The organism is Cellulomonas algicola (genome assembly GCF_019024305.1).
Lineage (GTDB): Bacteria > Actinomycetota > Actinomycetes > Actinomycetales > Cellulomonadaceae > Cellulomonas > Cellulomonas algicola.
On sequence record NZ_JAHKSJ010000006.1, the window covers coordinates 102,628 to 128,546 of the forward strand.

The 25,919-nt window shown below is 74.5% G+C and carries 17 protein-coding genes; 4 read left to right on the top strand and 13 right to left on the bottom strand.

Translation table 11 applies throughout. The features are described 5' to 3' along the window. Positions 1–9: 9 nt before the first annotated feature. From KOV94_RS04655 to KOV94_RS04670, 4 genes are all read right to left on the bottom strand, one after another. Positions 10–726: a response regulator gene (locus KOV94_RS04655; RefSeq protein ID WP_124341662.1), complete on the bottom strand. Its 717-nt coding sequence runs from the start codon at positions 724–726 to the stop codon at positions 10–12. Beyond that, positions 723–1,925 (bottom strand): sensor histidine kinase, encoded by a 1,203-nt coding sequence (locus tag KOV94_RS04660; protein ID WP_124341663.1) that lies wholly within the window; start codon positions 1,923–1,925, stop codon positions 723–725. Before KOV94_RS04660 ends, KOV94_RS04655 begins: the two co-directional genes overlap by 4 nt. Before the next feature lie 138 nt (positions 1,926–2,063). Continuing rightward, positions 2,064–2,546, bottom strand: a complete 483-nt coding sequence (locus tag KOV94_RS04665; RefSeq protein ID WP_124341664.1) for a DUF1269 domain-containing protein — start codon at positions 2,544–2,546, stop codon at positions 2,064–2,066. A gap of 30 nt (positions 2,547–2,576) precedes the next feature. Continuing rightward, complete coding sequence (locus KOV94_RS04670; protein WP_124341665.1) at positions 2,577–2,978, bottom strand: DUF7144 family membrane protein; 402 nt, start codon at positions 2,976–2,978, stop codon at positions 2,577–2,579. 199 nt (positions 2,979–3,177) lie between these two features. Between KOV94_RS04670 and KOV94_RS04675 the strand changes: the two genes are divergently transcribed. Further along, a complete protein-coding gene (locus KOV94_RS04675; protein ID WP_124341666.1) occupies positions 3,178–3,399 on the top strand; it encodes a DUF8691 family protein in 222 nt (73 codons plus the stop codon). A gap of 38 nt (positions 3,400–3,437) precedes the next feature. Here the strand turns inward: KOV94_RS04675 and KOV94_RS21160 are convergent, their stop codons facing one another. Further along, entirely contained in the window at positions 3,438–5,921 is a 2,484-nt protein-coding gene (locus KOV94_RS21160) for a LuxR C-terminal-related transcriptional regulator (RefSeq protein WP_218051334.1), read from the bottom strand. 160 nt (positions 5,922–6,081) lie between these two features. Here KOV94_RS21160 and phoU point away from each other — a divergent pair, with 160 nt between their 5' ends. Then, positions 6,082–6,747, top strand: a complete 666-nt coding sequence (gene phoU, locus KOV94_RS04685) for a phosphate signaling complex protein PhoU (protein WP_124344576.1) — start codon at positions 6,082–6,084, stop codon at positions 6,745–6,747. Between the two features lie 119 nt (positions 6,748–6,866). Here the strand turns inward: phoU and KOV94_RS04690 are convergent, their stop codons facing one another. The 5 genes from KOV94_RS04690 to KOV94_RS04710 form a co-directional block, all read right to left on the bottom strand. Then, positions 6,867–7,607 carry a phosphoglyceromutase gene (locus KOV94_RS04690; protein ID WP_218051335.1) on the bottom strand — a complete coding sequence of 247 codons (741 nt, stop codon included), beginning with the start codon at positions 7,605–7,607 and terminating at the stop codon, positions 6,867–6,869. Positions 7,608–7,718: 111 nt separating this feature from the next. Continuing rightward, positions 7,719–9,059, bottom strand: coding sequence for a glycosyltransferase (locus tag KOV94_RS04695; protein ID WP_372449441.1), 1,341 nt, complete (start codon positions 9,057–9,059; stop codon positions 7,719–7,721). A 225-nt stretch (positions 9,060–9,284) separates the two neighbouring features. Beyond that, positions 9,285–14,468: a glycoside hydrolase family 3 N-terminal domain-containing protein gene (locus tag KOV94_RS04700; protein ID WP_218051337.1), complete on the bottom strand. Its 5,184-nt coding sequence runs from the start codon at positions 14,466–14,468 to the stop codon at positions 9,285–9,287. A 321-nt stretch (positions 14,469–14,789) separates the two neighbouring features. Then, the gene (locus KOV94_RS04705) at positions 14,790–15,845 is read right to left on the bottom strand and encodes a lactonase family protein (protein WP_218051338.1); all 1,056 of its coding nucleotides are present in this window, start codon (positions 15,843–15,845) and stop codon (positions 14,790–14,792) included. A gap of 152 nt (positions 15,846–15,997) precedes the next feature. After that, complete coding sequence (locus KOV94_RS04710) at positions 15,998–17,230, bottom strand: ROK family protein (protein ID WP_200829648.1); 1,233 nt, start codon at positions 17,228–17,230, stop codon at positions 15,998–16,000. 101 nt (positions 17,231–17,331) lie between these two features. Here KOV94_RS04710 and xylA point away from each other — a divergent pair, with 101 nt between their 5' ends. Both xylA and xylB read left to right on the top strand, forming a co-directional pair. Further along, positions 17,332–18,519, top strand: a complete 1,188-nt coding sequence (gene xylA, locus KOV94_RS04715) for a xylose isomerase (RefSeq protein WP_124342035.1) — start codon at positions 17,332–17,334, stop codon at positions 18,517–18,519. Positions 18,520–18,699: 180 nt separating this feature from the next. Further along, positions 18,700–20,148 carry a xylulokinase gene (xylB, locus tag KOV94_RS04720; RefSeq protein ID WP_124343192.1) on the top strand — a complete coding sequence of 483 codons (1,449 nt, stop codon included), beginning with the start codon at positions 18,700–18,702 and terminating at the stop codon, positions 20,146–20,148. Positions 20,149–20,282: 134 nt separating this feature from the next. On the opposite strand, the gene KOV94_RS04725 is transcribed toward xylB, so the two are convergent. The 3 genes from KOV94_RS04725 to KOV94_RS04735 all read right to left on the bottom strand — a co-directional run bounded on the left by KOV94_RS04725 (position 20,283) and on the right by KOV94_RS04735 (position 25,918). Beyond that, complete coding sequence (locus tag KOV94_RS04725; RefSeq protein ID WP_218051339.1) at positions 20,283–25,070, bottom strand: endo-1,4-beta-xylanase; 4,788 nt, start codon at positions 25,068–25,070, stop codon at positions 20,283–20,285. 228 nt (positions 25,071–25,298) lie between these two features. Next, complete coding sequence (locus KOV94_RS04730) at positions 25,299–25,643, bottom strand: histone-like nucleoid-structuring protein Lsr2 (RefSeq protein ID WP_124343194.1); 345 nt, start codon at positions 25,641–25,643, stop codon at positions 25,299–25,301. A 65-nt stretch (positions 25,644–25,708) separates the two neighbouring features. Then, positions 25,709–25,918: a hypothetical protein gene (locus KOV94_RS04735; RefSeq protein WP_124343195.1), complete on the bottom strand. Its 210-nt coding sequence runs from the start codon at positions 25,916–25,918 to the stop codon at positions 25,709–25,711. Position 25,919: the final 1 nt, after the last annotated feature.

Genomic DNA, 25,919 nt, shown 5'->3' on the forward strand with positions numbered 1-25,919 from the left:
ACGGCCGGGCTAAGCCTCTTCGAGCTTGTACCCGAGGCCGCGCACCGTGAGCAGGAGGGTCGGGTTGGCCGGGTCCTCCTCGATCTTGGCGCGCACGCGCTTGACGTGGACGTCGAGCGTCTTGGTGTCGCCGACGTAGTCCGAGCCCCAGATGCGGTCGATGAGCTGCCCGCGCGTGAGGACGCGGCCCGCGTTGCGCAGCAGCATCTCGAGCAGCTCGAACTCCTTGAGGGGGAACGGCACGACCTCGCCGCGCACCTTCACGGTGTGCCGGTCGACGTCGAGCTCGACCGGGCCGCTGACCAGCAGCTCCTCCTCGACGACCGGGCCCGCGGGTGCCGCGGTCGCACCGGCGGTGACGGCGGCCTCCCGGCGACGCAGCACGGCGCGCATGCGCGCGAGCAGCTCGCGCGACGAGTACGGCTTGGTGACGTAGTCGTCGGCTCCGAGCTCCAGGCCGACGACCTTGTCGATCTCGTCGTCCTTCGCGGTGAGCATGATGACGGGCACGTCGCTCGTGAGCCGCAGGCGGCGGCACACCTCGGTGCCGGGCAGCCCGGGCAGCATGAGGTCGAGCAGGACGAGGTCGGCGCCGTGCTCCTCGAACCGCTCGAGCGCCTCGGGACCGGTCGCGGCGGTGACCACGTCGTAGCCCTCGCGCTCGAGCTGGTACGTCAACGGCTCGCGGTACGACTCCTCGTCCTCGACGAGCAGGATGCGGGTCATGAGGCGTTCCGCCGCACGGTGTCTCCCTGGGGGATGGTCGTGGACGTCAGGTCGACGACGTCCGAGCTGGTGAGGTCCGCGCGCGGCAGGCGGATCGTGAACGTCGACCCCCGCCCGGGCTGCGACCAGACGGCCACGTCACCGCCGTGGTCCGCGGCGACGTGCTTGACGATCGAGAGGCCGAGGCCCGTGCCGCCGGTGTCGCGCGAGCGCGCGGGGTCGACGCGGTAGAACCGCTCGAACACCCGCTCCTGCTCGGCGGCCGGGATGCCGATGCCCTCGTCGACGACCGCGATCTCGACCAGGCCGTCGACCTCGCGCACGCCGACGCCGACGTGCGCGGCCTCGCCCGAGTACGCGACGGCGTTGTCCACGAGGTTGCGGACCGCCGTGACGAGCAGGTCGTGCTGGCCGAGGACGCGCGTGCCGTGCACGCCGCCGATGTCGAGCCGGACCTTCTTGGCGTCGGCGCGCGTGCGGGCACGGTCGACGGCCTCGGCGAGCACCGCGTCGACGTCGACGACCGCGACCTGGCCGACCGCGCCGGCGACCTGCAGGCGGGACAGCTCGATGATCTCGTGCACGAGCGCGGACAGCCGGGCCGCCTCCGCCTGCATGCGGTCGGTGAAGCGGCGCACCGCGTCGGGGTCGTCCGCCGCGTCGTGCACGGTCTCCGCGAGGAGCTGCAGCGCACCGACCGGCGTCTTGAGCTCGTGCGAGACGTTGACGACGAAGTCGCGGCGCATCGCCTCGATCCGGCGGGCCTGCGTGAGGTCCTCCGCGAGGACGAGCACGTGGCGGGGCGTCACCTGCGCGACGCGCACCTGGACCATGAGGATGCCGGAGCCGACCGGGCCGCGCGGGACCTCGAGCTCCTCGTCGAGGATGACGCCGTCGCGCCGCACCGCGGCGATCATCTCCCGGATGGACGCGGGCACGATCCGGCCGTCGCGGACCAGGCCGAGCGCGTGCGCGGGCGCGCTGGCCCGCACGACCGTGTCCTCCTCGTCGAGCACGATCGCCGCCGAGCGCAGGACCGCGAGCGCCCTCACCAGCCCCTCGTCGAGCTCGGGCTCCGGCAGCGCCACCGGGACCTTCTGGGCGCGCTCGCTCACGCGGAACGCCAGGGTGGCCCCGATGCCGGTCAGCAGTCCGAGGCCGCCGGCGAGGAGCAGCGCAAGGCCGTCGAACCCGTCCACGCCTCCAGCGTAGGCCGCCGACGGGAGAGCACCGACGACGCCGCACGTCTGCGCCGGGACCGTCGCCCAGCGTTCACCGAGCCGTCCGCGACCGTTCACCGCGCCGCGGACGGCGGGCCCCCGTGTCGACCCGGCCCGTCAGCCGAACGTCTCGAGCAGCGTCGAGCGCTCGCCCTCGGTGAGGTTCGTCGCGACGAGCGTCGAGTGCAGCCCGTGGAACCGCTCGCCGAGCCGGTCGAGGTCGCCGTCGGTCGTCACCGCGCACAGCAGCGACGTGCCGGGCGTGACCTGCTCGCGGATGGTCTGGAGCTGCGCCTCGTCGATCCCGACCGCGGCGACCGCCTTGGAGATCGAGCCGATCGCCGCGCCCGCGGCCGCACCGAGGAGCGGGACGAAGAAGATGCCGCCGAACAGCAGGCCCCAGAACGCGCCCCAGCCCGCGCCGCGCTTCTTGTCGTCGTTGCTGTGGTGCACGTCCGGGCGGGCCGCGTCAGCGGGCCACTCCACGAGCGCGTGGTCGACGATCGTCACGAGCCCGTCCTTCGCGGCCTCCTTGAGCGCGGTCTCCGCGCGCCGGGCACCGTCGGGGCTGTCGAACTTCCACGCGGTGAACGTCGTCATCGTGCGCCTTCCCTTCGTCCGTCCGGACCGTCAGGAGACGGCCCGCTCGACCTCCTCGCCGTGGACGATCAGCGCCCACAGCACCACGACGTCCAGCACGATCACCGCGAGCGACCACCATGGCGTGATCGGCAGGGACACGAACTGCGCGACCAGGTTGAGCACGACGAGCACGCTCGCGGTCCAGCGGGCCCACGCGGCGCCGGTGAAGAGCACGAGCCCGAGCGCGACCATCGCGGCGCCGAGGATCAGGTGCACCCAGCCCCACGTGGAGACGTCGACGATCGTCACGCCCTGGCCGGACCACGCGAGCACCTTGTCCTCCGAGAAGACCGCGATCAGCCCGGACACGACGTTGAACAGCCCCACGGTGAGGAGGCAGAACGCGCCGAACCAGACCCAGCCGACCCAGCCCGTCACCGTGCGTGCCATCGCGTGCCCCTCTCGTCGACCGCCGTCGGCCCTGGTCCGGGCCGCTCGCCGACACTGTCGCGCGGCGCGCGCGGGCGGTGCCTCACCCGCGCCGGGTGACTGCCGGACGGGCGCCGCCGCGCATATCACCCGACGGGCGTGAGGCACGCGGTACCCCTGCTCGGGACCCTGGTCCGGTCGGTCCGACGAGGGAGCTGCCGTGCTCTACCACATCCGCGTGGACGGGTCGCCGGGGGGCGCCGACCTGGAGCAGCTGCTGCGCGAGCACGCCGACGTGGTGGCCACCGCGACCCCCGACGGGACCGTGCTCTCGTGCCGTCTGCCCGACACCGCGGCGCTCACCGGCGTCGTCGCGCTGCTGCACGACCTGGGGCTCGTGCTGGTCGAGGCGCACGCCGTCCCGGACCCCGCCGAGGACTGAGGGCGCGGACCGCGTCGAGAGGAGGGCGCAGGCCCCGTCTAGAGGAGGCCGCGCTCCGCGGCGACGCGGAGCGCGTCGCGACGGCCGGCGACGCCGAGCTTGCGGTAGATCGAGCGCTGGTGCGTCTTGACGGTGTTCGTCGAGACGAACAGGACCGCGGCGATCTCGGTCGTCGTCATGGTCGACCGCAGCCGTACGAGCACCTGGTGCTCACGCTCGGTGAGCTCGAGGTTGCCCCACCCGCCGCGCTGCGCTCGCCGGGGCGCGTCCCCGGCGACGAGGCTCGCGACGAGCGCCTCGTGGGTGCTGCCCCACCGCAGGTGCTCGAGCAGCAGGTCGTGCAGGAGCGGCTCGAGCTCGACGAACGGTCGTCGGACGCCCGCGGGCTCGGCGACGTCGAGGGCGCGCTCGAGCATCCGGTGCGCGGCGTGCTCGTCGTCCTCGGCGAGCACGAGCGCGCGCTGCAGCACCGCGACCACGTCGACCGACGTCCGGCAGTGCGAGGTCGCGATCCGCCCGAGCACGTCGAGGCTCACGTGCTGCTCGGCGCCGGGGTCGTCGGCGGGCACCGCGTGCCGCGCTCCCCCGGTTCCGGTCGTCTGCAGCGCGTCCTCGACCCGGCGGCGCGCCCGCTCGAACGCCGCACGGTCGTCCTGCGCGTGGCAGACCAGCGCGAGCGTCGCCGCGGCGCGGACCGCGACCGCGAGCTGCGCGGGACCGGCGAGCGCGAGGGCGTCCTCCAGGTCGGCGCGCGCGTCACCGAGCCGGTCCTGCCAGTACGCGACGAGCCCGCGGACCAGGTGCGCGGGCGCGAGCGCACCCGTCCGCACCCCGTCGGCGGCGAGCAGGTCGACCGCGAGGGCGTCCGCGACCGCGAGCTCGCCCGCGTCGGCGAGCAGCAGCGCGCGCTCCGCACGGCACGCACTCGCGACCGTCGGGAGGGCCGCCGCGTCGGCCGCCGCCGCACCGTGCGCGAGGTGCGCCGCGGCGGTCGCCGGGGCGAGCCCCTCGTGCGCCTCGGTGCGGCCCAGCAGGTAGAGCGCGAGCGCGCGGGTCGGCGGTGCGACACCCGCCGCGTCGAGGTCCACGGTGGGCGCGTCGTGCGCGTCGTTCGGGACACCGTCCGGACCGACCGACGAGCCGAGCGCGCTCGCGAGCACCTGCGCGAGCAGCTCGTCGTCGGGCCCCCACGCGGCGACGACGCGCTGGATCTGCGGGAAGACCGTCGGGTCGCCGCGCCCGTCGAGCAGGTCGGCGGCGGCCTGCGCGAGCAGCAGCCACGCGTCGCGCCGCCCCTGCGCGACCACGAGGGCGCACAGGCGACGCAGCAGCGTCGTGTCGCCCGCGACGAGCACCTCGGGCCAGTGCGCCTGCAGGACGTCGACCGCGAGCGCACCGTCGCCCGCGGCGCACGCGTGCCGGACCGCGGCGGGCCAGTCGGTGTCGCGGCGGTGGTGCGCGACCGTGCGGTGCGCGGCGGTCAGCGCGGCCGGGTCGCGGCGGGACAGCAGGACGCGGCACTGCGCGGCGAACAGCCCGTGCCAGCGGTACGCGGTCGCGTCCGGGGTCGTCGCCGGCGTGAGGAACAGGCCGCGCGCGACGCAGTCGTCGAGCAGCGCGGCGCCGCCGGGCACGAGCGCCTCGGCCAGCCCGGGGTCGATCACGTCGTCGACGGTCGCGAGCAGCACGAACGCCCCGAGCGGCGCGGGCAGCCCGGCCAGGACCTCGTCGACGACGTAGTCCGCGACCGGGACCGCGCTCGACGGGACCGCACCCAGGCGGCGCGCCACGTCGGGGCCCGTCGCGACGCCCATGAGGATCATGCGCACCGCGACCGCCCAGCCGTCGGTCAGCGCGCGCAGCTGCTCGCCGGCCGCGCGGTCGAGCGTCACGCCCGCCGCGGCGGCCACCCGGACGACCTCGTCGGCGCCGAGCGCGAGCGACACCGCGCGCACCTCGCCGAGCTCGCCCGCGACGCGCAGCCGGTGCAGCGGGACGCCCGGGTCGGCGCGCGCGACGAGCACGAGGTGCAGCGACGGGGGCGCGTACCGGACGAGGCGGCCGAGCACGTCGCGCGCGGTGGGGCCGTGCACCGCGTGGACGTCGTCGACGACGAGGACCAGCGGTTCGGAGCGGGCGCCCAGCGCCACGAGCAGCGCGTCGAGACGGCCACGCGCACCCCGGTCGGCCGAGGCCGCGGCGCGGCGCAGGGCGGTGCGATCGGCGTCAGGGACGGCCACGGCGACGGCGGCCTCGAGCCCCCGCACGAGCCTCACGGGGTCGTCGTCGGCCTCGTCGAGCGTGAGCCACGCGACGGGGTGCGCGGTCTGGGCGGCCCACGCGGCGACGAGCGTCGTCTTGCCGAAGCCCGCGGGGGCGACCACCGCGGCGACCCGGTGGCCCGCGACGGCGGCCTCGAGCTCGGCCGTCGGACCCGGTCGCGGCACGACGTGGAGCCCCAGGGGAGGTGTCGTGACCTTGACCCCCGGTGCCCCGACCTGCGCCACGTGCCGGACGCTCACGAGGCGAACGTATCGGGCAAACGGTGCCGAAGCGAGAGCATCCGGGTGACGTTCCTGCCGAGGACCGCCGTCGCACGTTCACCTCGACGCGTCCAGCCGTTCATCTGGCGGTGCGAGCCTGTCGACCGCGCGGCAGCGGGCCGCAGCAGGAGAGGACTACATGCGGGACATCTTCGACGCCGAGCTGGCGCAGCTCGGCCACGACCTCGTCGCGATGAGCGGCCGGGTCGAGCGCGCGATCACCGACGCGGGTGTCGCGCTCCTCACGGCGGACGTGACGCTCGCGGAGTCGGTCATCGCGGCGGACGTCGAGATCGACGCGATCGAGCGCGACCTCGACGAGCGCTGCGTGCTCCTGCTCGCCCAGCAGCAGCCCGTCGCGACCGACCTGCGCATCGTCGTGTCGGCGCTGCGCATGAGCGCGACGCTCGAGCGCATGGGTGACCTCGCCCGCCACATCGCGCAGGTCGCGCGCGGCCGCTACCCGCGGCAGGCGATCCCGCACGGGCTGTCGGGCACGTTCACCGAGATGCACGACGCGGCCGTCCGCGTGGCGCGCCGCACGACGACGCTGCTCACCAACCACGAGCTGCCGCTGGCCGAGAGCATCGAGCAGGACGACGACCTGCTCGACGAGCTGCACGAGGACACGTTCGCCGCGCTGCTGTCGGGCGGCTGGGACGGCTCGATCCAGGAGGCCGTCGACGTCACGCTGCTCGGCCGCTACTACGAGCGCTTCGGCGACCACGGCGTGTCGATCGCCCGCCGCGTGACCTACCTGGTCACGGGCGTGCTGAGCCAGGAGCTCGACCGCTCGGCCACCTGACACCACGCTGACGTCGGGCACGCCAGGACTGCAGCACCGCGGTCTCGCGCCGGACGGACGAAGGCGCCGCCACCCCTGCTCGGGTGGCGGCGCCTTCGTGGTTCCTGCAGGGCCCTCGGTCAGCGGCCCTGGTTCGCGACGGCCTTGATGGCCTCGGCGGCGGCCTCGGGGTCGAGGTACGTGCCGCCCTTCGTCACGGGCTCGAGGGTCTCCTCGTCGAGCTCGTAGAGCAGCGGGATGCCCGTCGGGATGTTGATGCCGGCGATCGTGTCGGCGTCGACGTCGTCGAGGTGCTTGACGATCGCGCGGATCGAGTTGCCGTGCGCGGCGACGAGGACCGTCTTGCGAGCCTGGAGGTCCGGCACGACGTCCGACTCCCAGTACGGCAGCGCCCGCTCGAGGACCTGCGCGAGGGCCTCGGCGCGCGGGATCGGCTCGCCCGCGTAGCGCGGGTCGGTGTCCTGCGAGAACTCCGAGCCGAGCTCGATGTCCGGCGGCGGGACGTCGTACGAGCGGCGCCAGAGCATGAACTGCTCCTCGCCGTACTCGCTGAGCGTCTGCTTCTTGTCCTTGCCCTGCAGCGCGCCGTAGTGGCGCTCGTTGAGGCGCCAGCTGCGCTTCACCGGGATCCAGAGGCGGTCCGCGGCGTCGAGCGCGTAGTTCGCGGTCGTGATCGCGCGGCGCAGGAGCGACGTGTGGACGACGTCGGGCAGCACGCCCGCGTCCGTGAGCAGCTTGCCGCCGCGCTTCGCCTCCTCGACGCCCTTCTCCGAGAGGGGGACGTCCACCCAGCCGGTGAACAGGTTCTTGGCGTTCCACTCGCTCTCGCCGTGGCGGAGCAGCACGAGGGTGTAGGTCATGCGCCCATCCTGCCGCAGGGTGCGCGGAGCGTCGCCGGGACGTCCGTCCCTGGGACGGGGCGCAGGTCGTGCTGCCGGGCCGCGGTCGGCTGCGGGGTTGCTGGAGCGGGGTCAGCGGGAGCGGCGGGCCTCGGCGGCGACGCCGTAGACCTTGAGCACCTGGTCGGCGGCCGCGGACCAGCCGAACCGCTCGGCGCTGCGGCGCGCGGCCTCCCCGTACGCGGACCGCACGGCATCGTCGGCGAGCACGTCCGCCAGCACGTCGGCCCACACCGCGGGGTCGTGGCCACGCACGAGCCGGCCGGACACGCCGTCGTCGACGATCGTCCGCAGCCCACCGACGGCCGCGGCGACGACGGGGACGCCGCTGGCCTGGGCCTCCGCCGCGACGAGGCCGAACGACTCGCTGCGCGACGGCATCGCGACGACGTCGGCCGCGTGGTACCAGCGCACGAGGCTGTCGCGGTCGGCGGGCGGGCGGACGACCACGTCGTCGGCGACACCCGTGACCGCCGCGAGGGCCTGGAGCTCCCGGACCGCCGTGGACCGGCCGCTCGGGCCTCCGAGCACGACGAGCAGCGGCACCGGTCGGCCCGTCGCGCGCAGCACGCCGAGGGCGCGGACCAGCACGTCGGGGGCCTTGAGCGCCTGGACGCGGCCCGCGAACAGGACGACGCCACGGTCGGCGGGCAGGCCGAGCGCCTCACGGGCGGCGCGGCGGTCGGCGTCGGGGACGGGGGCGAAGCGGTCGAGGTCCACGCCGGGCTCGACGACGTGCACGCGCGAGGGGTCGGCACCGTACAGGTCGACGAGCTCGCGGGCCTCGACGGGCGTGCTCGCGACCAGCGCGTCGGCGGCCGCGACGACCTCCTCCTCACCGAGCACGCGCCCACCGGGCTCGGGCTCGTCGCCGGGGGCCAGCGAGGCGTTCTTCACGCGCGCGAGCGTGTGCGACGTGTGGACGAGCGGGACCTCCCAGCGGTCCGCGGCGATCTGGCCGACCTGCCCCGACAGCCAGTAGTGCGAGTGCACGACGTCGTACCAGCCCGGCCGGCGGGCGGCCTCGGAGCGCAGCACGCCCGCGGCCATGCCGCACAGCACGCCCGGGAGGTCGTTCTTGTCGAGCCGCTCGAACGGGCCCGCGGGCACGTGGTGGACCAGGACCGGGGGCACGATGCCGGCGTCGACGTCGTCGGCCAGCAGGACCGCGCGGGACTCGTCGCGGGTCAGGGTGCGGCCGTGCGCGTCCGTGCCCGGCACGACGACCGTCTCCGGCAGGTCCGACGACGTGGCGCGCGTGAAGATCTCGACGCGTGCGCCACGGGCCGCGAGCGCCTTCGACAGCTCGAGGACGTAGACGTTCATGCCGCCCGCGTCGCCCGTGCCCGGCTGGTCGAGCGGCGACGTGTGGACCGAGAGCATGGCGACGCGCGGGGCATGCTCCGAGGTCACGTGGGCTCCTGAGGACGGGCGGCTGTCTGCGCCCATTGTCGCCCCCGGAGCGGGGTGAGCGCCGCGCGGGGCGGGAGATGCCCGTCACGTGGCGGCCGGCGCGTGGTCGGACGCGGCGGCCGGCCACGGACGAGTCGAGTCCGGCGCCGGCCCGGCCGCCCACCGCGAGCCTCGTCCGGCGGCGGGTCGGCCGGGGTCAGCCGGCCGCCCGCCGCCGGACGTGGGTCAGCGCACGACGAGGATCCGCGGGAGCGCGAGCGACGCCAGGTAGGTCCCGTCGCCGCCGTACGTGACCACGACGAGCGACGTGCGCGTGGACCGCGGGAGGTCGACGACGGCGTGCCCGTCGGCGTCGAGCGTGCCCGTCGCGGCCTGACGGCCGTTCAGCCACACGGTCACGGTGCCCGTGGGCCCGTGGTCCGCGACGCCGTCGACCTGCACGTGCACCTGCTTCGGGTCGTCGCGGCCGACGGTCCAGTCGGTGCCGGCCGTGCGGACCTCGGGCCGGACCTTGCCGACCGTGAGGCGACGCGCGTCCGACGTCGACGCCGCGACGGGCGGGTCGGTCGACGCCGTGCCGCCGTAGACGGCGACGACGGTGTGCCGCCCGGCGGCGAGGTCCGCGGGGAGCCGGACCTCGGCGACCGCCTGGTCGCGGCCCTTGGCCGTGAGCGTGCCGGTCGCCACCGCCTCGCCGTCGACCCGGATCTCGACCGTGCCCTGGGGCGTGACGCCCTCGGCGCGGACGGTGACCTTCGCGACGACCGCCTTGCCGAACGGCGTCGACGACGGCAGCTGCAGCGACGTCGTCGACGCGACCGGGGCCGTCGTCGGGACGCCCGCGACCTGCGCGAGCAGGTCCGCCGCCTCGCCGGCCGAGCCCGCCATGAGGAGGTGCTCGGCGTCGGCGGTCGCCGAGGCCGCGTCGGCCGGCGCGCTGCCCGCGACGACCGCCGCCTGGGCCAGGTCACGCAGCAGCGACACGACGAGCCCGGCCGCGGTCGCCGTGGTCCGGTCGGTGCCGTCGAGCGCTGCGGCGGCGTCGGCGAGCAACGGGACAGAGGTGCCGTAGGCAGCCGGGTCGAGCGTGCCGTCGGCCCAGACGTCGGCGTCGAGCACGGCCTGCACGGCGTCGCGCGCGTCGCCGGCGGGCAGGGACTCGGCGGCCGTCGTCAGGCGGTCGCGCTGCGCGTCCGTGCGCAGGCCCCAGCCGTACGCGTACAGCGCGTCGTAGGCGTCGTCGCCCACGTTGACCGGCACCTGGTCCGCCGACGCGGGCCACGTGACCGGCAGGCGACCGGTGAACGGCTGGTCGCCGAACAGCACGTCCGCGACGCCCGCACCCTCGGAGCCCGGCAGCCACGACGCCACGAGCGCGTCGATCGCGTCGAGCTTGTCGGTGACGAGCTGCGGACGTCCGGAGACGACGAGCACGACGCAGTCGACCGCGGCGCACACGGTGTCGATCGCAGTCCGGTCCGCGGTCGAGAGCGACAGGCTCTTGCCGTTGTTGCCGACGTCGCCGACGCCCTCCGCGTACGGCGTCTCGCCGACGACGACCACGCCGACGGTCGCGTCGCCGACGGGCGCGGACGCGTCCTCCGAGTACGTGACCGACGGGTCCACCGCCTGGATCGCCTCGAGGATCGACGTGCCCGTCGTCGTGTCGCCCGAGCCGCCCTGCCACGAGACCGTCCAGCCGCCCATCTGGTTCCCGAGGTCGTCGGCGTTCGAGCCCGCGACGTACACGTGCGCGTCCTTCGCGAGCGGCAGCGCGCCCGTGTTCTTGAGCAGCACCTGGCTGCGCGCCGCCGCCTCGCGGGCGACCGCGCGGTGCTCCGCCGAGCCGAGGTCCGCGGTGTGCATGCGGTCGGCGAACGGCTGCTCGAACAGCCCGAGCGCGAACTTCTGCGTGAGGATGCGGCGGACCGCGTCGTCGACGCGCTCCTCGCTCACGACGCCGCCCTCGACGTTCGCGACCGTCGACGTGATGAACGCGCCGAAGTTGTACGGCGCCATCGCCATGTCGAGCCCCGCGTTCACGGCCCGCGCCGCCTTCTGCGCGTACGTGCCGCCCGGCAGCTTGTCGATGCCCTCCCAGTCGGAGATGAGGAAGCCGTCGAAGCCGAGCTCACCCTTGAGCAGGTCGGTGTTGAGCGCGCCGTTCTCGTGCATGCGGACCGGGTCGCCGCCGCCGACCGAGACCGCCGAGTACGACGGCATGATCGTCCCGACGCCCGCCTCGATCGCGGGGACGTATGGGTTGACGTGCAGGCGCCGCAGCTCGTCGAGCGACGCGACGTGCGTGACGCCCTGGTCGATCGGGTAGCCGTTGCCCGCCTGCTCCGGCACGTACGTCGTGCCGCCGTCGCCGACCCAGTGCTTCGCGGTCGCGAGCACCTTGTCGGGGCCGGACAGGTCGGCCGGGTCGTGTCCCTGGAGGCCGGTCACGGCCGCCTCGGCCATCGCGGTGACCAGCGCCGGGTCCTCGCCGAACGACTCGTAGCTGCGGCCCCAGCGCTCGTCGCGCGTCACGCACAGGCACGGCGCGAACGTCCACGGGACGCCCGTGCCGCGCACCTCATGCGCGGTGACCTGCTGGACGCGCTCGACGAGGTCCGCGTCGCGCGCCGCTCCGAGACCGGTGTTGTGCGGGAAGATCGTCGCTCCGACCACGTTGTTGTGGCCGTGCACGGCGTCCACGCCGTACACGATCGGGATCTGGAGCCGGCTCGCGAGCGCCTCGCGCTGGAAGCCGTCGACCATGTCCGCCCAGCCCGCCGGCGTGTTGTCCTGCGGCACCGAGCCGCCGCCCGAGAGCACCGAGCCGAGGCCCAGCTCGCCGATCTGCGTCGACGACCGAAGGCCCAGGCGCTCGGCCTGCGTCATCTGACCGACCTTCTCCGCGAGCGTCATGCGGCCGAGCAGGTCCTCGACGCGCTCGGCGGTGGGCCGGTCGCGGTCGAGGTACGGCGCGCCGACGGCGTTGAGCACGATCCGCGGGTTCCGGTCGACCGCGGCGCCCGTCGCCGTGAGCGCGAGCTCGAGCGTGCGGGCGTCGTCCTGCGCGGCCGTGGCGTGCGTCGTGACGTCGACGGTCTGCGTCGTGCCGGACGGGGTGCCGGCGGCGAACGTGAGGGTGCCGTCGGCGGCGTCGTAGTGCTCGCCCGCCGTCGCGGTCCCGTTCGTCGTGGCGTAGGTGAGGGTGACGTCCTCCGGCAACGGTGCGCCGTCGGTGGTGGTCAGGGTGAGCGGCACCTGCGCGGTCTCCCCCGGGTCGACGAGGACGACGTCCTGCGCGGGCGTCACCTCCGCCGTGGGGGCCGGGACGGCCGAGCCGTAGAGCTGCACGTCGTCGACGGCCCAGCGCACCGCGTTCGCCGTGTTCGGCACGAACGTCAGCGCGTAGCCCCACGCCGACGTCAGGTCGAGCGTGCCGTTGCGGGTCGCCTCGTCACCCGGCTGGTAGCCGCCCAGCGTGAACTGGTCGAACGGCAGCTCGACGAGCTTCCAGCGGCTGCCGTCGGGCGACCAGTTGTCCTTGAACGTCGTCGCCCACAGCTCGGAGTGCTCGCCGTCCGGACCGCCGTCCTTGAGCTCGACCTTGATGTCGTCACCGGCCGTCGGCGACGCGGGACGCGTGTCCTGCGACGCGTACCAGAGCAGCCGGATGCCGCGGAACGACGACCAGTCCTGCGCCGCCGCGAGGTTCTGGCTGAAGCCGCCCCAGCCGCCCGACGGGATCAGGTACTCGCCCGACAGGACGTGGTTGTCCGCGGGGCCGCCCTCGCGGTCCTGCTGCGTGACGTCGAGCGAGACCTCCGCGCCCGCCGAGCCCCACGTGAACAGGCCGACGGTCGTGCCGGGCTCCGCGATCGGGACGTCGCCCTCGGCGTCCTCGATCGTCGTCACCCGGTCGTAGAGGGCCACGTCGTCGAGCTGCCACGCGCCCGCGCCCAGGTCCGTGAGGGTGACCGCGAAGCCCGTCGACGCCGTCGGGTCGAAGCGCGCGTCGCTCGCCGGGTCGTTCTTCAGGCGCAGGTTCGCGAACGCGACGCTCACCTGCCGCCAGCCCGCGGTGTCGTCGACCACGCGCTCCTCGAACAGCTGCCCGCCGCTCTTGAGCTCGTAGCGCAGCAGCCCGCCGTCGCCCGTGCCGCGGAACCAGAACGTGAACCCGTCGTGGTCCGACCAGTCCGTCGGCGCGAGGTCGTGCGTGAAGCCGAACCAGTCGCCCGGCGCGGGCGTGCCACCAACCGTCGCGACCAGCACGTCGCCGCCGTCCGGCCGGTCGCCCGGAGCCGTCGTGAGCACGGGCGTGACGGGCGCGCTGATCCCCCACGTCGTGTAGCCCTGCGGCACGCCGTCCTCGTAGTCGTCGAGCACCGTGACGGCGCCGACGTCGGGCAGGGAGCCGTGCGGGGTGATCGTGAGCGTCGTCGTCGCGCGGCCGCCCAGGACCAGGCCGTCCGACGCGTCGCTCAGCGTGAGGACCACCGTCCGGGCCGGGGCGAGCGGGCCGTGGTCGACCGTCGCGACGTCGACCGTCGCGCTGGTGGCGCCGGGCGCGAACGTGACGACCTGGTCGACGGCGGCGTAGTCACCGCCCGCGGTCGCCGTGCCGCCCGTGCTGGTGACGCGGACGCGTCGCTCCGCGTCGGCCGCGGTCGCCAGGACCACCGGCACCTGCGCCGTCTGGCCGGCAGGGACCGTGGCCGTCGACGCGCCGAAGGCCACCGGGACCGCCTCGGGCGTGCCGAACACCTCGACCGAGAACAGCGAGTAGCCGTACCAGTGCAGGACCGGCGCCTCCCAGTCGAAGCTCGTGCGCTCGTTCATCTGCACCCGCACGTAGCGGGCGTCCGTGGGCGTGGCCAGCGTGACCTCGTCGGTGCCGCCGTCGCCCGCCGGCTCGGTGTGCACCGTCGTCCACGACGCCGGGTCGTCGGGCGCGGTCGTCGCGACCTGCACGTCGTAGGCCGTCGCGTATGCCGCCTCCCACGCGAGCACCACGCGGTCGACCTCGGCCGTCGTGCCCAGGTCGACCTGCAGCCACGCCGTGAACTCGACGTCCTCGTCCGGGCCGTTGCCGCTCGCCCAGCGCGTCGCCGGGTCGCCGTCGACCGCCGCGGACGCCGGGAACGTGCCGTCCGCGTCCGCCTGGGACTGCGACGCCGTCGCCGTGCCGGTGTGCGCGAGGTCGCCGGGCGTCGCGGCCGCTGCTGCCGGCGGCGCGACCGCGGTGGCGGTGACCGTCGCGACGAGCGCGAGCGGGGCGGCCAGGGCCAGCGCCGCGAGGGCGGCTGTCAGCGGGGACCGCTGCGGGCCGGAGCGGACGCCGGTCCGCGTGGCGCCGAGCGGGTGGGCGGGGGCCCTGCGGGTGCGCAGGGTCGGACGGGCACGCAGCACGGTCACTCCTTCGTGACACCACGGCCGGGCCCCTGACCGGCCGGAGACCGCGGCCTGCCGTCGACGGGCTCCCTCGCCCGCCCGGCATCGCGTACGCCCGCGGCTGGCCTCAGTCGACCACAAAGACTTACAGGGCAGTAAGTGCAGAAGGTCACGATTCGGTCACGACGCCGCGCCGCCCCGCGCGCCCGCAGCGGCCACAGCAGGACCACCTCACGCTCCCCCGCCACCCCGCCGGCAGGCAGGATGGGTGGTCGAGCAGGAGGAGGGGCAGGCAGGAAGAGTGGTCAGGCGGCAGAAGGGAGCAGGCAGGACGAGTGGTCAGGCGGGGAGGACGCAGGTGGGCGACGGAAGGTCGAGGGTCGAGACGACCTCGCCCGAACCGGCCAGCACCACCAGGCGGTGCGCGCGTTCCAGGGCGACGACGACCCACGGGCCGACGACCGCGAAGTGGCGCGGCCAGTGCCCGCCGAGCGGGTGCGAGCGGCCGTCGGACAGCTTCCCGTCCGGCCCGATCGCGTACCGCGTGAGGACGTCGGCGCCGCGGACCGTCACGAGCAGCTCGTCGCCGTCGACGGCCAGGTGGGACGGCAGAGCACCCGCGGGGTGGCGCACCGGGTCCGTCCGGCCGGTGTCGTCGCCGGTCGCCGCGCCGACGACCGCGGGAACCGTCTGCTTCGCGGTGCCGGTCGCGGTCTCGGGGTCCCACGTCAGCACGTGGACCTGCACGTCGAGCTCCCCGGCGACGTACGCGGTGCGGCCGTCGGTGGCGAAGCCCACGTGCCGCGGGCCGGTCCCGGGCGGCAGGGTCGCGGCGATCCCGTCGGGCTCGACCCCGCCGTCGACGACGCGGTAGCGGCGCAGCTCGTCGGTCCCGAGGTCCGCGACGAGGAGGTGCCGCCCGCCGGGCGCGAGGATCGCGTAGTGCGCGTGGGTGCCCTCCTGCCGGTCGGTCACCGGGCCGCTGCCCTCGTGGCCGTACGCGGCCGGTGCGGCGTCGTCGTCCGACGGTTCGGCCGCGAGCAGCCCGAGGTGGCCGGACCCGTAGTTGGCGACCGCGACGAGGCCGTCGACGTCGGTCGACACGTGGCACGGGTAGGCGCCGCCCGACGCTCGACGCGACCGCTCGGTCAGCCCGCCGTCCTCGTCGACCGCGAGCGTCACGACCTCGCCGTCCTCGACCTCCAGCGCGGCGTGCAGCGTGCGCCCGTCGGGCGAGGCCGCGACGAACGACGGCGACGGCAGCGTGACCACGAGCGACGCGTCGCCGAGCGCACCGGTCGCGTCGTCGAGCGTCACCCGCCAGATGCCCTCACCGAGCCCCACGGGGGTGCCGGCGCCTGCCTCGGGGTACGTGCCGATCCAGAGCTGAGTCACGGCCGTCGAGCCTAGACCTGGCCGCAGCACCGCACCCGACGACGTCCGCGCCCGAGCGGTGGCGACGCCGACGGCCGGTCGGCGGCCTCGTCAGGCGAGGACGGAGGCAGCGGTCGCCGTCCGGCGGAGGCGGCGCGCGCGGGGCGTCGCGGTCAGGCGGGGTCGGTACCGTCGACGAGCCAGGCCGACGGGTCGGAGACGACGGCGCGCAGGACCGTGAGGGCGGCGCCCGTCATCGCGGCGTGGTCGCCGGCCCGTGCGACGTCGACCGTGGGCTCGGCCCAGGGGGCGCCGATGACGTGCCGGTGCAGCGCGGCGAGGACGGGCTCGCGGACGTGGTCGGCGAGCGACGCGTACGTGCCGCCGAGGACGACGTGACCGACGTCGACGAGGTTGACGACGTTGGCGAGCGCCGCGCCCAGGACCGCGCCCGCGGCGGTCAGGGCGTCACGCACCCCCGGGGCGTCCGCGGCGGCCGCGGCGACGAGCGCGTCGAGGCCGTCGTGCGGGTCCAGACCCGCGGCGCGCAGGAGCGCGTCCTGCCCGGCGACCTGCTCGAGCGTGCGACCGTCGCCCACGAGCGTGTGGCCGAGCTCGCCCGCCCAGCCGTGGCGTCCGCTGAAGAGGTCGCCGTCGAGGACGAGCGCGCCACCGACGCCGATCTCCCCGGAGACGTAGACGAACGACGGGCGCCGGCCCGGCGCGCGGCGGACGTCGGCCTCGGCGCGCGCGGCGAGGTCGGCCTCGTTGGCGAGCCGGGGCGGGTGGGCGGCGAAGGTCCGCGAGGCGCGGGCGGCGAGCGTGGCGACGTCGACGTCGCGCCAGCCGAGGTTGGGGGCGTAGCGCAGGGCACCGCCGCGCGCGTCGACCAGACCCGGCAGCGCGAGGCCGACGCCCGCGAGCCGGAGCGGACCACGCGGCTGGTCGGGCTCGCGTGCCACGGCGAGTGCGGCGAGCTCGTCGACCGCGGCATCGACGAGGGCACCGAGGCGGGGAAGGACGTCGGTCGGGTGGCTCCCCCGGAAGTCGCCGTGCTCGACGTGCTCGACGAGGACGCCGCGGGACAGGTCGAGGACGCGGACGCCCAGGTAGTCGACGTTCACCTCGGCCCCAAGGGCGGCGAGCGTGCCGGCGGCGGCGGTGAGCGGGACGGCGGGACGACCCGCGCGCTGCGTCGGGACGGGGTCGAGCTCGGCGACGAGCCCCCCGGCGACGAGACGGTCGACGAGCGACGAGACGGTGGCCCGGGTCAGTCCGGTCGCGGCGGCGACGTCGGCGCGCGACGGTGGGGTGGCACCGGTCGCCGCCGCGTCGAGCACCTGGCGCAGCACGAGCCCGAGGTTGTGCTCGCGCAGGCTCCCCTGCCGCGCCGCCGTCGCCTTCACGGGGTTGACCCTAGCCGGGATCCGCCATAAGTTCATCCATACAACAAATCTCGTGCGGCAGACCCCGCCGCGCGAGGGCACTCGACGACGAGAGGTCCGTGATGGTCCGCAAGCCCACCCGCGACGACAAGTTCTCCTTCGGCCTGTGGACCGTCGGATGGAACGCCCAGGACCAGTTCGGCAGCGCCTCGCGGCCGTGGCTGGACCCGGTCGAGTCGGTCCACAAGCTGGCCGAGCTCGGCGCGGCGCACGTGACGTTCCACGACGACGACGTCGTGCCCTTCGGCTCCGACGCGGCCGAGCGCGACCGCATCCTCGACCGCTTCAAGCAGGCGCTGTCGGACACCGGCATCACGGTCGAGATGGTCACGACCAACACCTTCAGCCACCCGATCTTCAAGGACGGCGCGTTCACGTCGAACGACCGCCGCGTGCGCCGCTACGGCCTGCGCAAGGTCGTCCGCAACGTCGACCTCGCCGCCGAGCTCGGCGCGTCGACGTTCGTCATGTGGGGCGGCCGCGAGGGCGCCGAGTACGACTCGGCGAAGGACCTCAAGGCCGCGCACGACCGCTACGCCGAGGGCATCGACACCGTCGCCGCGTACATCAAGAGCAAGGGCTACGACCTCAAGATCGCGATCGAGCCCAAGCCGAACGAGCCCCGCGGCGACATCCTGCTGCCGACGATCGGCCACGCGATCGCCCTGATCGACCGCCTCGAGAACGCCGACATCGTCGGCCTCAACCCCGAGGTGGGCCACGAGCAGATGGCCGGCCTCAACTACACGCAGGGCATCGCCCAGGCGCTGTGGGCGGGCAAGCTCTTCCACATCGACCTCAACGGCCAGAAGTCCATCAAGTACGACCAGGACCTCGTCTTCGGCCACGGCGACCTGTTCTCCGCGTTCGCGACGGTCGACCTGCTCGAGAACGGCTTCCCGGGTGGCGGCCCCCGCTACGACGGCCCGGTCCACTTCGACTACAAGCCGTCGCGCACCGAGGACTTCCAGGGCGTGTGGGACTCGGCGTCGGCCAACATGGCGACGTACATCCTGCTCAAGGAGCGCGCGCAGGCGTTCCGCGCCGACCCCGAGGTGCAGGAGGCGCTCGAGGCCGCCGGCGTGCTCGAGCTGTCGCAGCCCACGCTCGCCGAGGGCGAGACCCTCGACGACCTGCTCGCCGACACCTCGTCCTACGAGGACCTCGACGTCGACGCGGTCGCCGAGCGCGGCTTCGGCTTCGTCCGCCTCAACCAGCTCGCGCTCGAGCACGCGCTCGGCGCTCGCTGACCCGCGCGACGGCGCCCGCCCCGGCTCCGCACCGGGCGGGCGGCGTCGTCGGCCGTCCGGACGACCCGGCCCCGTCCCCCGGGGTCGGGTCGTCGCGGCACCGGCCCCTCGCTCCACCCCTCACCCGGCCCCGCTCCCGGACCGCGCGACGTCGCCGGTCCGCCCGCCGAAGGAAGCCTCATGACGCTCGTCGCCGGCGTGGACTCCTCCACGCAGTCCTGCAAGGTCGTCGTCCGCGACGCCGACACCGGGGAGCTGGTCCGCCAGGGCCGCGCCTCGCACCCCGACGGCACGTCCGTCGACCCGCGCCACTGGTGGGACGCGCTGCAGACCGCGATCGCGGACGCCGGCGGCCTCGACGACGTCGACGCGATCTCCGTCGGCGGGCAGCAGCACGGCATGGTCGCGCTCGACTCCTCGGGCGAGGTGGTCCGCGACGCGCTGCTGTGGAACGACACCCGTTCCGCGCAGGCCGCTCTCGACCTCGTCGAGGAGCTCGGCGACGGCGACGCCGAGAAGGGCGCGCAGGCGTGGGCCGACGCCGTCGGCTCGGTCCCGGTCGCGTCGCTCACCGTCACGAAGCTGCGTTGGCTGCGCGACGCCGAGCCGGAGAACGCCGACCGCGTCGCCGCCGTCGCGCTCCCCCACGACTGGCTGACGTGGCGCCTCAGCGGCAACGGCGCCGGCTCGGGCGGCGCGGGCCTCGACCAGCTCGTGACCGACCGCTCAGACGCGTCCGGGACGGGCTACTGGTCGCCGGTGACGAACGACTACCGGCTCGACCTGCTCGAGCGCGGGCTCGGCCACCGGGTGCACCTGCCCCGCGTGCTCGGCCCGTCCGAGGCGGGTCCGCGGGCCGTCGTCGGCGGGCGCGAGCCGGTCCTCGGCCCCGGTGCGGGCGATAACGCGGCCGCCGCGCTCGCGCTGGGTCTCGGCCCGGGCGACGTCGCCGTGTCGATCGGCACGTCGGGCGTGGTCTCCGCGATCGCCTCCTCGCCCACCGCCGACGGCTCGGGCCTGGTGACGGGCTTCGCCGACGCGACGGGCGCGTTCCTGCCGCTCGCGTGCACGCTCAACGCGTCGCGCGTCCTCGACGCCGCCGCCCGCATGCTCGGCGTCGACCACGCGGGCCTGTCCGAGCTCGCGCTGTCCGCGCCGGCCGGTGCCGACGGCCTCGTCCTCGTCCCCTACCTCGAGGGCGAGCGCACCCCCAACAAGCCCGACGCGACCGGCGCGCTGCACGGCCTGCGGCTCGCGAACACGACGCCCGCGCACCTCGCGCGCGCCGCCGTCGAGGGCATGCTCTGCGCGCTCGCCGACGGCATCGACGCGCTCCGCGCCCAGGGGGTCGCCGTCGAGCGGCTCTTCCTCATCGGCGGTGGCGCGCAGTCGCGGGCCGTGCGGGAGATCGCGCCGACGGTCTTCGGCCTGCCCGTCCACGTGCCGACGCCCGGCGAGTACGTCGCCGACGGTGCCGCGCGCCAGGCCGCGTGGGTCCTGTCGGGCTCCGCGACCGCCCCGTCGTGGACCGCCGCCGCCGAGGCGGCACTGCACAGCGCCGACCCCGTCGCGCGCGTCCGCGAGCAGTACGCCGCCGTCCGCGAGCTGACCGGCACCCGCCCGCTCTGACAGTCGCGAGCACCGACGCACGAGAGCCCGGCCCCTCCGAGGGACCGGGCTCTCGTCGTGGGGTGGGCGGGCGCCGGAAGCACGACGAGGGCCCGGCCTCTGCGGTGGCCGGGCCCTCGTCGTCCTGCGGTGCGTCAGGCCACGTGCGTCCCGCGGCGGCGAGAGCGCACCATCGCCGTCCCCGCGCCGAGCAGCGCGAGAGCCAGGAGCACGAGACCCGCGACCTGCGCGCCCGTGGTGGCGAGGCTGCCGCCACCGGACCCGCCGGTGCCGCCCGACGCGCCGCCGCCGGGAGCCGCGGCGACGACGTCGACGACCGTGGCCGCGAGGACCTGGTCGTCGACCGCGGCGGCGATGCCGTAGCGGCCGACGGCCGTGGTGGCCGGGATCCTCACGGACCCGGAGGCCCCGCCGGACGCGTCGACGGTGAAGGACCCGACGACGAGCCCGAGCGGCCCGGTGCTGCCGACGGCTCGGGCGGCCATGAGCCGTGCGCCGCCCTGGACCTGGCCGACGAGCGACTCCGCCCCGAGCACCACGTCGACGACCGTCCCGGGCGTGAACCCGGACAGCGCCACGGGCACGGTGCCGCCGCGCGCCACCTTGCCGGCCCCGAGGACGACGGTCGGCGCCGACGGCTCCGGCTCCTCGCCCGCGGCCTCGACCAGCCGGCCGACGCCCCAGCGCTCGGTCGTCTGGTAGCCGGTGCCGGTGGGCTCGGCCCAGGTGTGGATCGACGTCCGCGCACCGTCGGCGGTGGCGTCGTTGACCTGGAAGTCGAGTCCGTGGAACGTGCCGGCGCCGCCCTGGTCGTGCAGGCCGATGGCGGCCTCGACGACGTAGCCCGACGCGGTGCGACGCGTGGCGCTGGTGAGGTTGGCCTTCTGGTAGGCCTCGTCACCCGTGCCGACCGACACCACGTTGTCCGCGCTGATGCGCAGCTGCGTGTCGTCGTAGCGGTAGGAGCCGTTCTTCGCGTTGCCCGGGTCGACGAAGATCTCGACCGAGTCCTGCGTCCACGGGTCGGAGCCGGCCGTGTTGACGACCGCGTCCGTGACGGTGGCGAGGACGTAGAGCGTGTCGTCCTTCCACAGCGTCCTGACGTCCGCGACGGCACCCGCCGCGTCCGACCCGGCGCCGACGACCTTGGTCGTGCTGACCGAGGCCGCGTCGGCCCAGACCGCGTCCTCCTCGCCGTCGACCGTCGGCGCCGACGACGCCGGCGCGACCTCGAGGTACGACAGCGGCTCGACGAGCGTGAGCGTGCCGGTCGCGCCGAGCTTGTTCCAGCCGACCGTGGTGCTGCCGTCCGTCGCCGTGACGTCGAACGCGAGCTGGTCGCCGACCGCGGCGGCGTCGAGCGGCAGGTGGACCACCGCGGCCCAGCCGTCGCCCAGCTCCGTCGCGACACCGTCGACGTCGCCCGCGCCGTCGCGCCCGAACGCGTACGTCTCACCGTCGAGCGAGAACGTGAGGCCGTCCGACGCGGCCGGGGTCGCGTCCGGCACGACGACGAACGCCGTCAGGTGGTCGGCCTCCCAGCGGAGCTGGAACGCCGCCGACTCGTCCATCGGGAGCAGCGGGAGCCGGTCCCAGTCGGGCGCGGAGGTCGCGTCGTCGTCCAGCGGCACGGTGCCCTGGAAGACGTTCGCGGCCCGCATGGGAGCAGGCAGCGTCGAGGCGTCGACGATGCCGTGGTACGCCGGCTTGGCCTTGACCTGGTCGTCGAACACCAGCGGCGCGCCCGAGTCGTTGCGCCACGAGCGGCCGTCGACGAGACCCCACACGGTCGCCGAGAAGACCTGGTCGGTCTCCGCGTGGAACGCGCGGAACGCGTCGAAGGCGTCCTGGTAGTAGTAGCCCTGGTCGACCAGCTTGGCCTCGGTCACGGGGGTGCCCGTCGTGACGTCGAACTCGGTGATCGCCTGGACCTTGCCCAGGTCGGCCATGCGGTCCAGCGCTCCCGCGAGCGTGCTCACGGGCGTCGCGAGGCTCACGTGGAACTGGTGCCCGATGCCGTCGAACTCGACGCCGCGATCGATCATGCGCGCGATCAGGTCGTGGTAGCGCTGCTGCTTGCCGGCCTGCTCGGTGTTGTAGTCGTTGATGAACAGCGTCACCGGGTGCGACTGCCCGGGCGCCGCGTACGTGCCGTTGAAGGCGTCGTTCGCGTACTCGAAGGACAGGTCGACGAACTCCTCGCCGAGCACCTGGAACCACCGGCCCGTGCGCATGCCGCCGGGGGTGCCGCTGCCGTCGGAGACGACCTCGTTCACGACGTCGAACGCGTACAGCGGGTTGGTCGCGCTGCCGAACTTGCCGTACTTGTCGCTGAGGTACTGCGCGACGTTGTCGATGTGCGTGCGCAGGCGGGCCTTCAGCACCGCCTGGTCGGCAGGGCTGTCGGTGAGCCAGCGACCGGAGCCGTCCTGGAAGAACCAGTCGGGCGTCTGGCTGTGCCACACGAGCACGTGCCCGTAGACCTTGAGGTCGTGCTCCGCCGCGTACGTCATGAGCGCGTCCGCCTCGGAGTTCGTCGTGACGAACGTGTGGGTCGGGTCGTTCGCGTCGTACCACGCCTCGGGCTTCATGAAGTTCTCGGGCGTGATCTGGTCGAAGTGCTTCGTGAGCAGCCGGCCGTACGGGTCGACCGTGTCACGGGCCTGGATCGCGGCGCCGAACGGGAAGTCCAGCGTGTCCTTGATCGGCGTCAGGCCCTCCTCGATCGACAGCGGCGACGCGACCGTGACGACGATGTCGTCGACCAGGAAGTCGGACGTGTTGCCGTTGTTGTAGTCGGTCTCCAGGTAGAGCAGGTCGGAGCCCTCCGGCAGCCGGATCGACGCCGTGAGCTCGACCCACTGGCTGTTCGACTGGCCGGACACCTGCGCGAGCGTCGTGAACTTCTGCGTGCCGCCGTCGTCGTGCCGGACCGTGAGCCACACGTCGTCGGCCGGCTGGCCCGCGGCGAAGCGCACCCACGCGGACAGCTCGTAGAGCGTGCCGGGCACGAGGACGCCGTCGACGTCGAACGCGAGGCCGTGACCCTGCGACGAGCGGTTGGCGACGAGCGCGGCTTGCGCGCCGCCGTGGGCCGCGGTCGTCGTGACCGTCGCCGTCGGCGTACCGCTGCCCGTCTCGCGGACGAACCAGCCGTCCATGCCGTCCTCGAAGTCGGCGTCGATCACCGTGGACCCGACGGGCTGCGACGGCGCGAGCGTCACGGACGGGAGCGTGAACTCCCAGCCGGCGTCGAGCCGCTCCTGCACGACGGCCTTGAGCGCCGCGACGGAGTTGGCGCGGTTGCCGCCGCCGTCGTGGACGAGCACGATCTCGCCGTCCTTCATCGCAGCGCGCAGGTTGGCCTTGAGCGCCTCGACGTCGGACTGCACGGTCGCGTCCCAGTCGTTGATGAGGTTGGTGACGGCGAGCGGCTGCATGCCGAGCGACACGGCGGCTGCCGGCGTCTGACCCCACGCGCCGTTCGGCGCCCGGAAGAACGGCACCTGCGCGTTCGCGTCGCCGAGCGCGGTCCGGATCGTCGTGAGGTTCTGCGCCATCTTCTGCGCGGCCTGCGCCTGGGTCAGCCCGTCCATCGCGCTGTAGTCGGTGGAGTGGTTGCACAGGGTGTGGCCGTCGGACACGATCCGACGCAGCACGCTCGCGCCGTCGCCGGTCGTGACGTTCTGGCCGATGACGCAGAACGTCGCCGGGACGTCCTTCGCGGCGAGGAAGTCGAGCAGCTCGGTCGTGGCGGCGCCGTTCGGGCCGTCGTCGAAGGTGAGCGCGGCCCGCTTCACGCCGGGAGCGGACCCGGCCGCGGCGGTCGCGACGGGCGTCGTCGTCGGGTTGAGCGCGCCGCCCGGCGGGACGTCCGGCACCTCGCCGGGGCCCGTGGACGCCTGGCCGGTGATGACGACGTCGTCGACGAGGAACGAGGCGGTCGCGCTGTCGGACTCGACGTAGAGGTTGGTCGGCGGCGTCGCCGGGTCGACGGTGTACGTGCCGGACAGCTTCGTCCACTCGCCCGCGGTGACGGCGACGCGGCCGCCGACCCACGGGTACTCGTTCGCCGCTCCGGGCGTCTGCATGCCGAGGTTCAGCTGGGCCGGGCCCGCCTCGCCGTCGGCGAGCCGCACCCAGGCCTCGACGTCGTAGGTGCCTGTCGTGAGCAGGCTCGACACGTCGTGCTGCGCGCCGTTCCAGCCGGCGGTGCGGCCCGTGACGAGCAGGCTCGACGTGCCGCCGTGCGCCTGCGTCGTGGTGGTCGCGACGGTCGTGCTGCCGGAGCCGCGCGCGGTCCAGCCGTGGCCGGCGGACTCGAAGGTGCTGGTCAGCACGACGCTCGGACCGCCGGCAGCGGCCGGGCCGGTGATGACGAGGTCGTCGACGAGGTAGGTGTACGCGCCCGTGAGGTCACCGGTGCCGAGGTAGAGCTGGAGGTCGGATGGCGCCGTGCCCGTCGCGGGCACGGTGTACGTCCCGGCGACGGTGGTCCACGCGTCCGCGGTCATGGTCGTGCTGCCGATCCACGTGTACGCGGGCTTCATGACGAACCGCACGCCGGCGGGGCCGCCGGTGGTGCCGTCGGCGAGGCGCGCGCGCATCGAGATCGTGTACTCGGTGCCGGGCACGAGGTCGGCGAGAGCACCGGGCGCCGTCTGGACGCCCTCGTAGTCCGCCGCGCGGTTCGCGACCTGGAGGACCTTGCCGCCGTCGACGTCGACGACGCTCACCGTCGGGTTGCCGCTCTGCTGCCAGATGCCGGTCGTGCCGTCCTCGAAGGTCGTCGACGACACGACGGTGGGCGACGCCGCGGCGGCGGTGGTCGCGGTGGGCAGGATGCCCACGATCGGGGCGGCGATGACGCCGACGGCGACGATGCCGATCCCGATAGTTTCGAAGCCTCTCGGCTGTCTCATCGACGCTCCTTTGCGCAATGCTGACAGGTGACCGCGCCAACCTATGCGTCAGGCTGCGGCTCCGGTATCAGCCGGAGGAGCGAATTATCGGTTCTGTCGCCGCAAGTATCGAAACTGTGACGCGTCCGTGACCGTCCGAACGACTCCCCTCGACGATCCCGGACGCCATCGACGGGACGACGAAGCCCCCGGTGCTCGTCGGCACCGGGGGCTTCGGGAGTCGTCGCGTCAGTGCGCGGCGTCGTACGCGGACTTCACCTCGGCGGAGATGCGACCCCGCTCCGAGACGTGGTGCCCGTTGGCCTTCGCCCACTCGCGGATCGCCTGGGCGTCGCCCGAGGAGCGACGTGCGTTGCTGCTGCCGCCGCGGCCGGCGGGGCGCGCCGACGACGAACGGCCACCGACCTTGCGGGCGTGGCCGACCCACTGCGCGAAACCGTCGCGCAGCTCCGAGGCGTGCGCCGCCGTGAGGTCGATCTCGTAGGTGACGCCGTCGAGCGCGAACGTCACCGTCTCGTCCGCCGTTCCGCCGTCGATGTCGTCGACGAGCAGGACCTGGACCTTCTGAGCCATTGTTCGCTCCGGGGTAAGTGCGTGGAGGGGATTTTCTCGCTTACCCGCGAAGCATGACACCCGTACTATTCGGACGTCAAACGGTCGCGCTTCGATTCCTCATTTGTGGTGACCGCTTCCTGCTGCGCGGCGCGGCGTTCCTCGGCATCCATTCTGGCCAATGCCTGCCGTTCGGTGCGGTCCGCATTCACGAGCGCGCGGATCGCGAACCAGAAGATCAGCCCGACACCGATCGAGGGGAGGATCGCGGCCAGCGCCGCGGTGAGCCCGTCCACG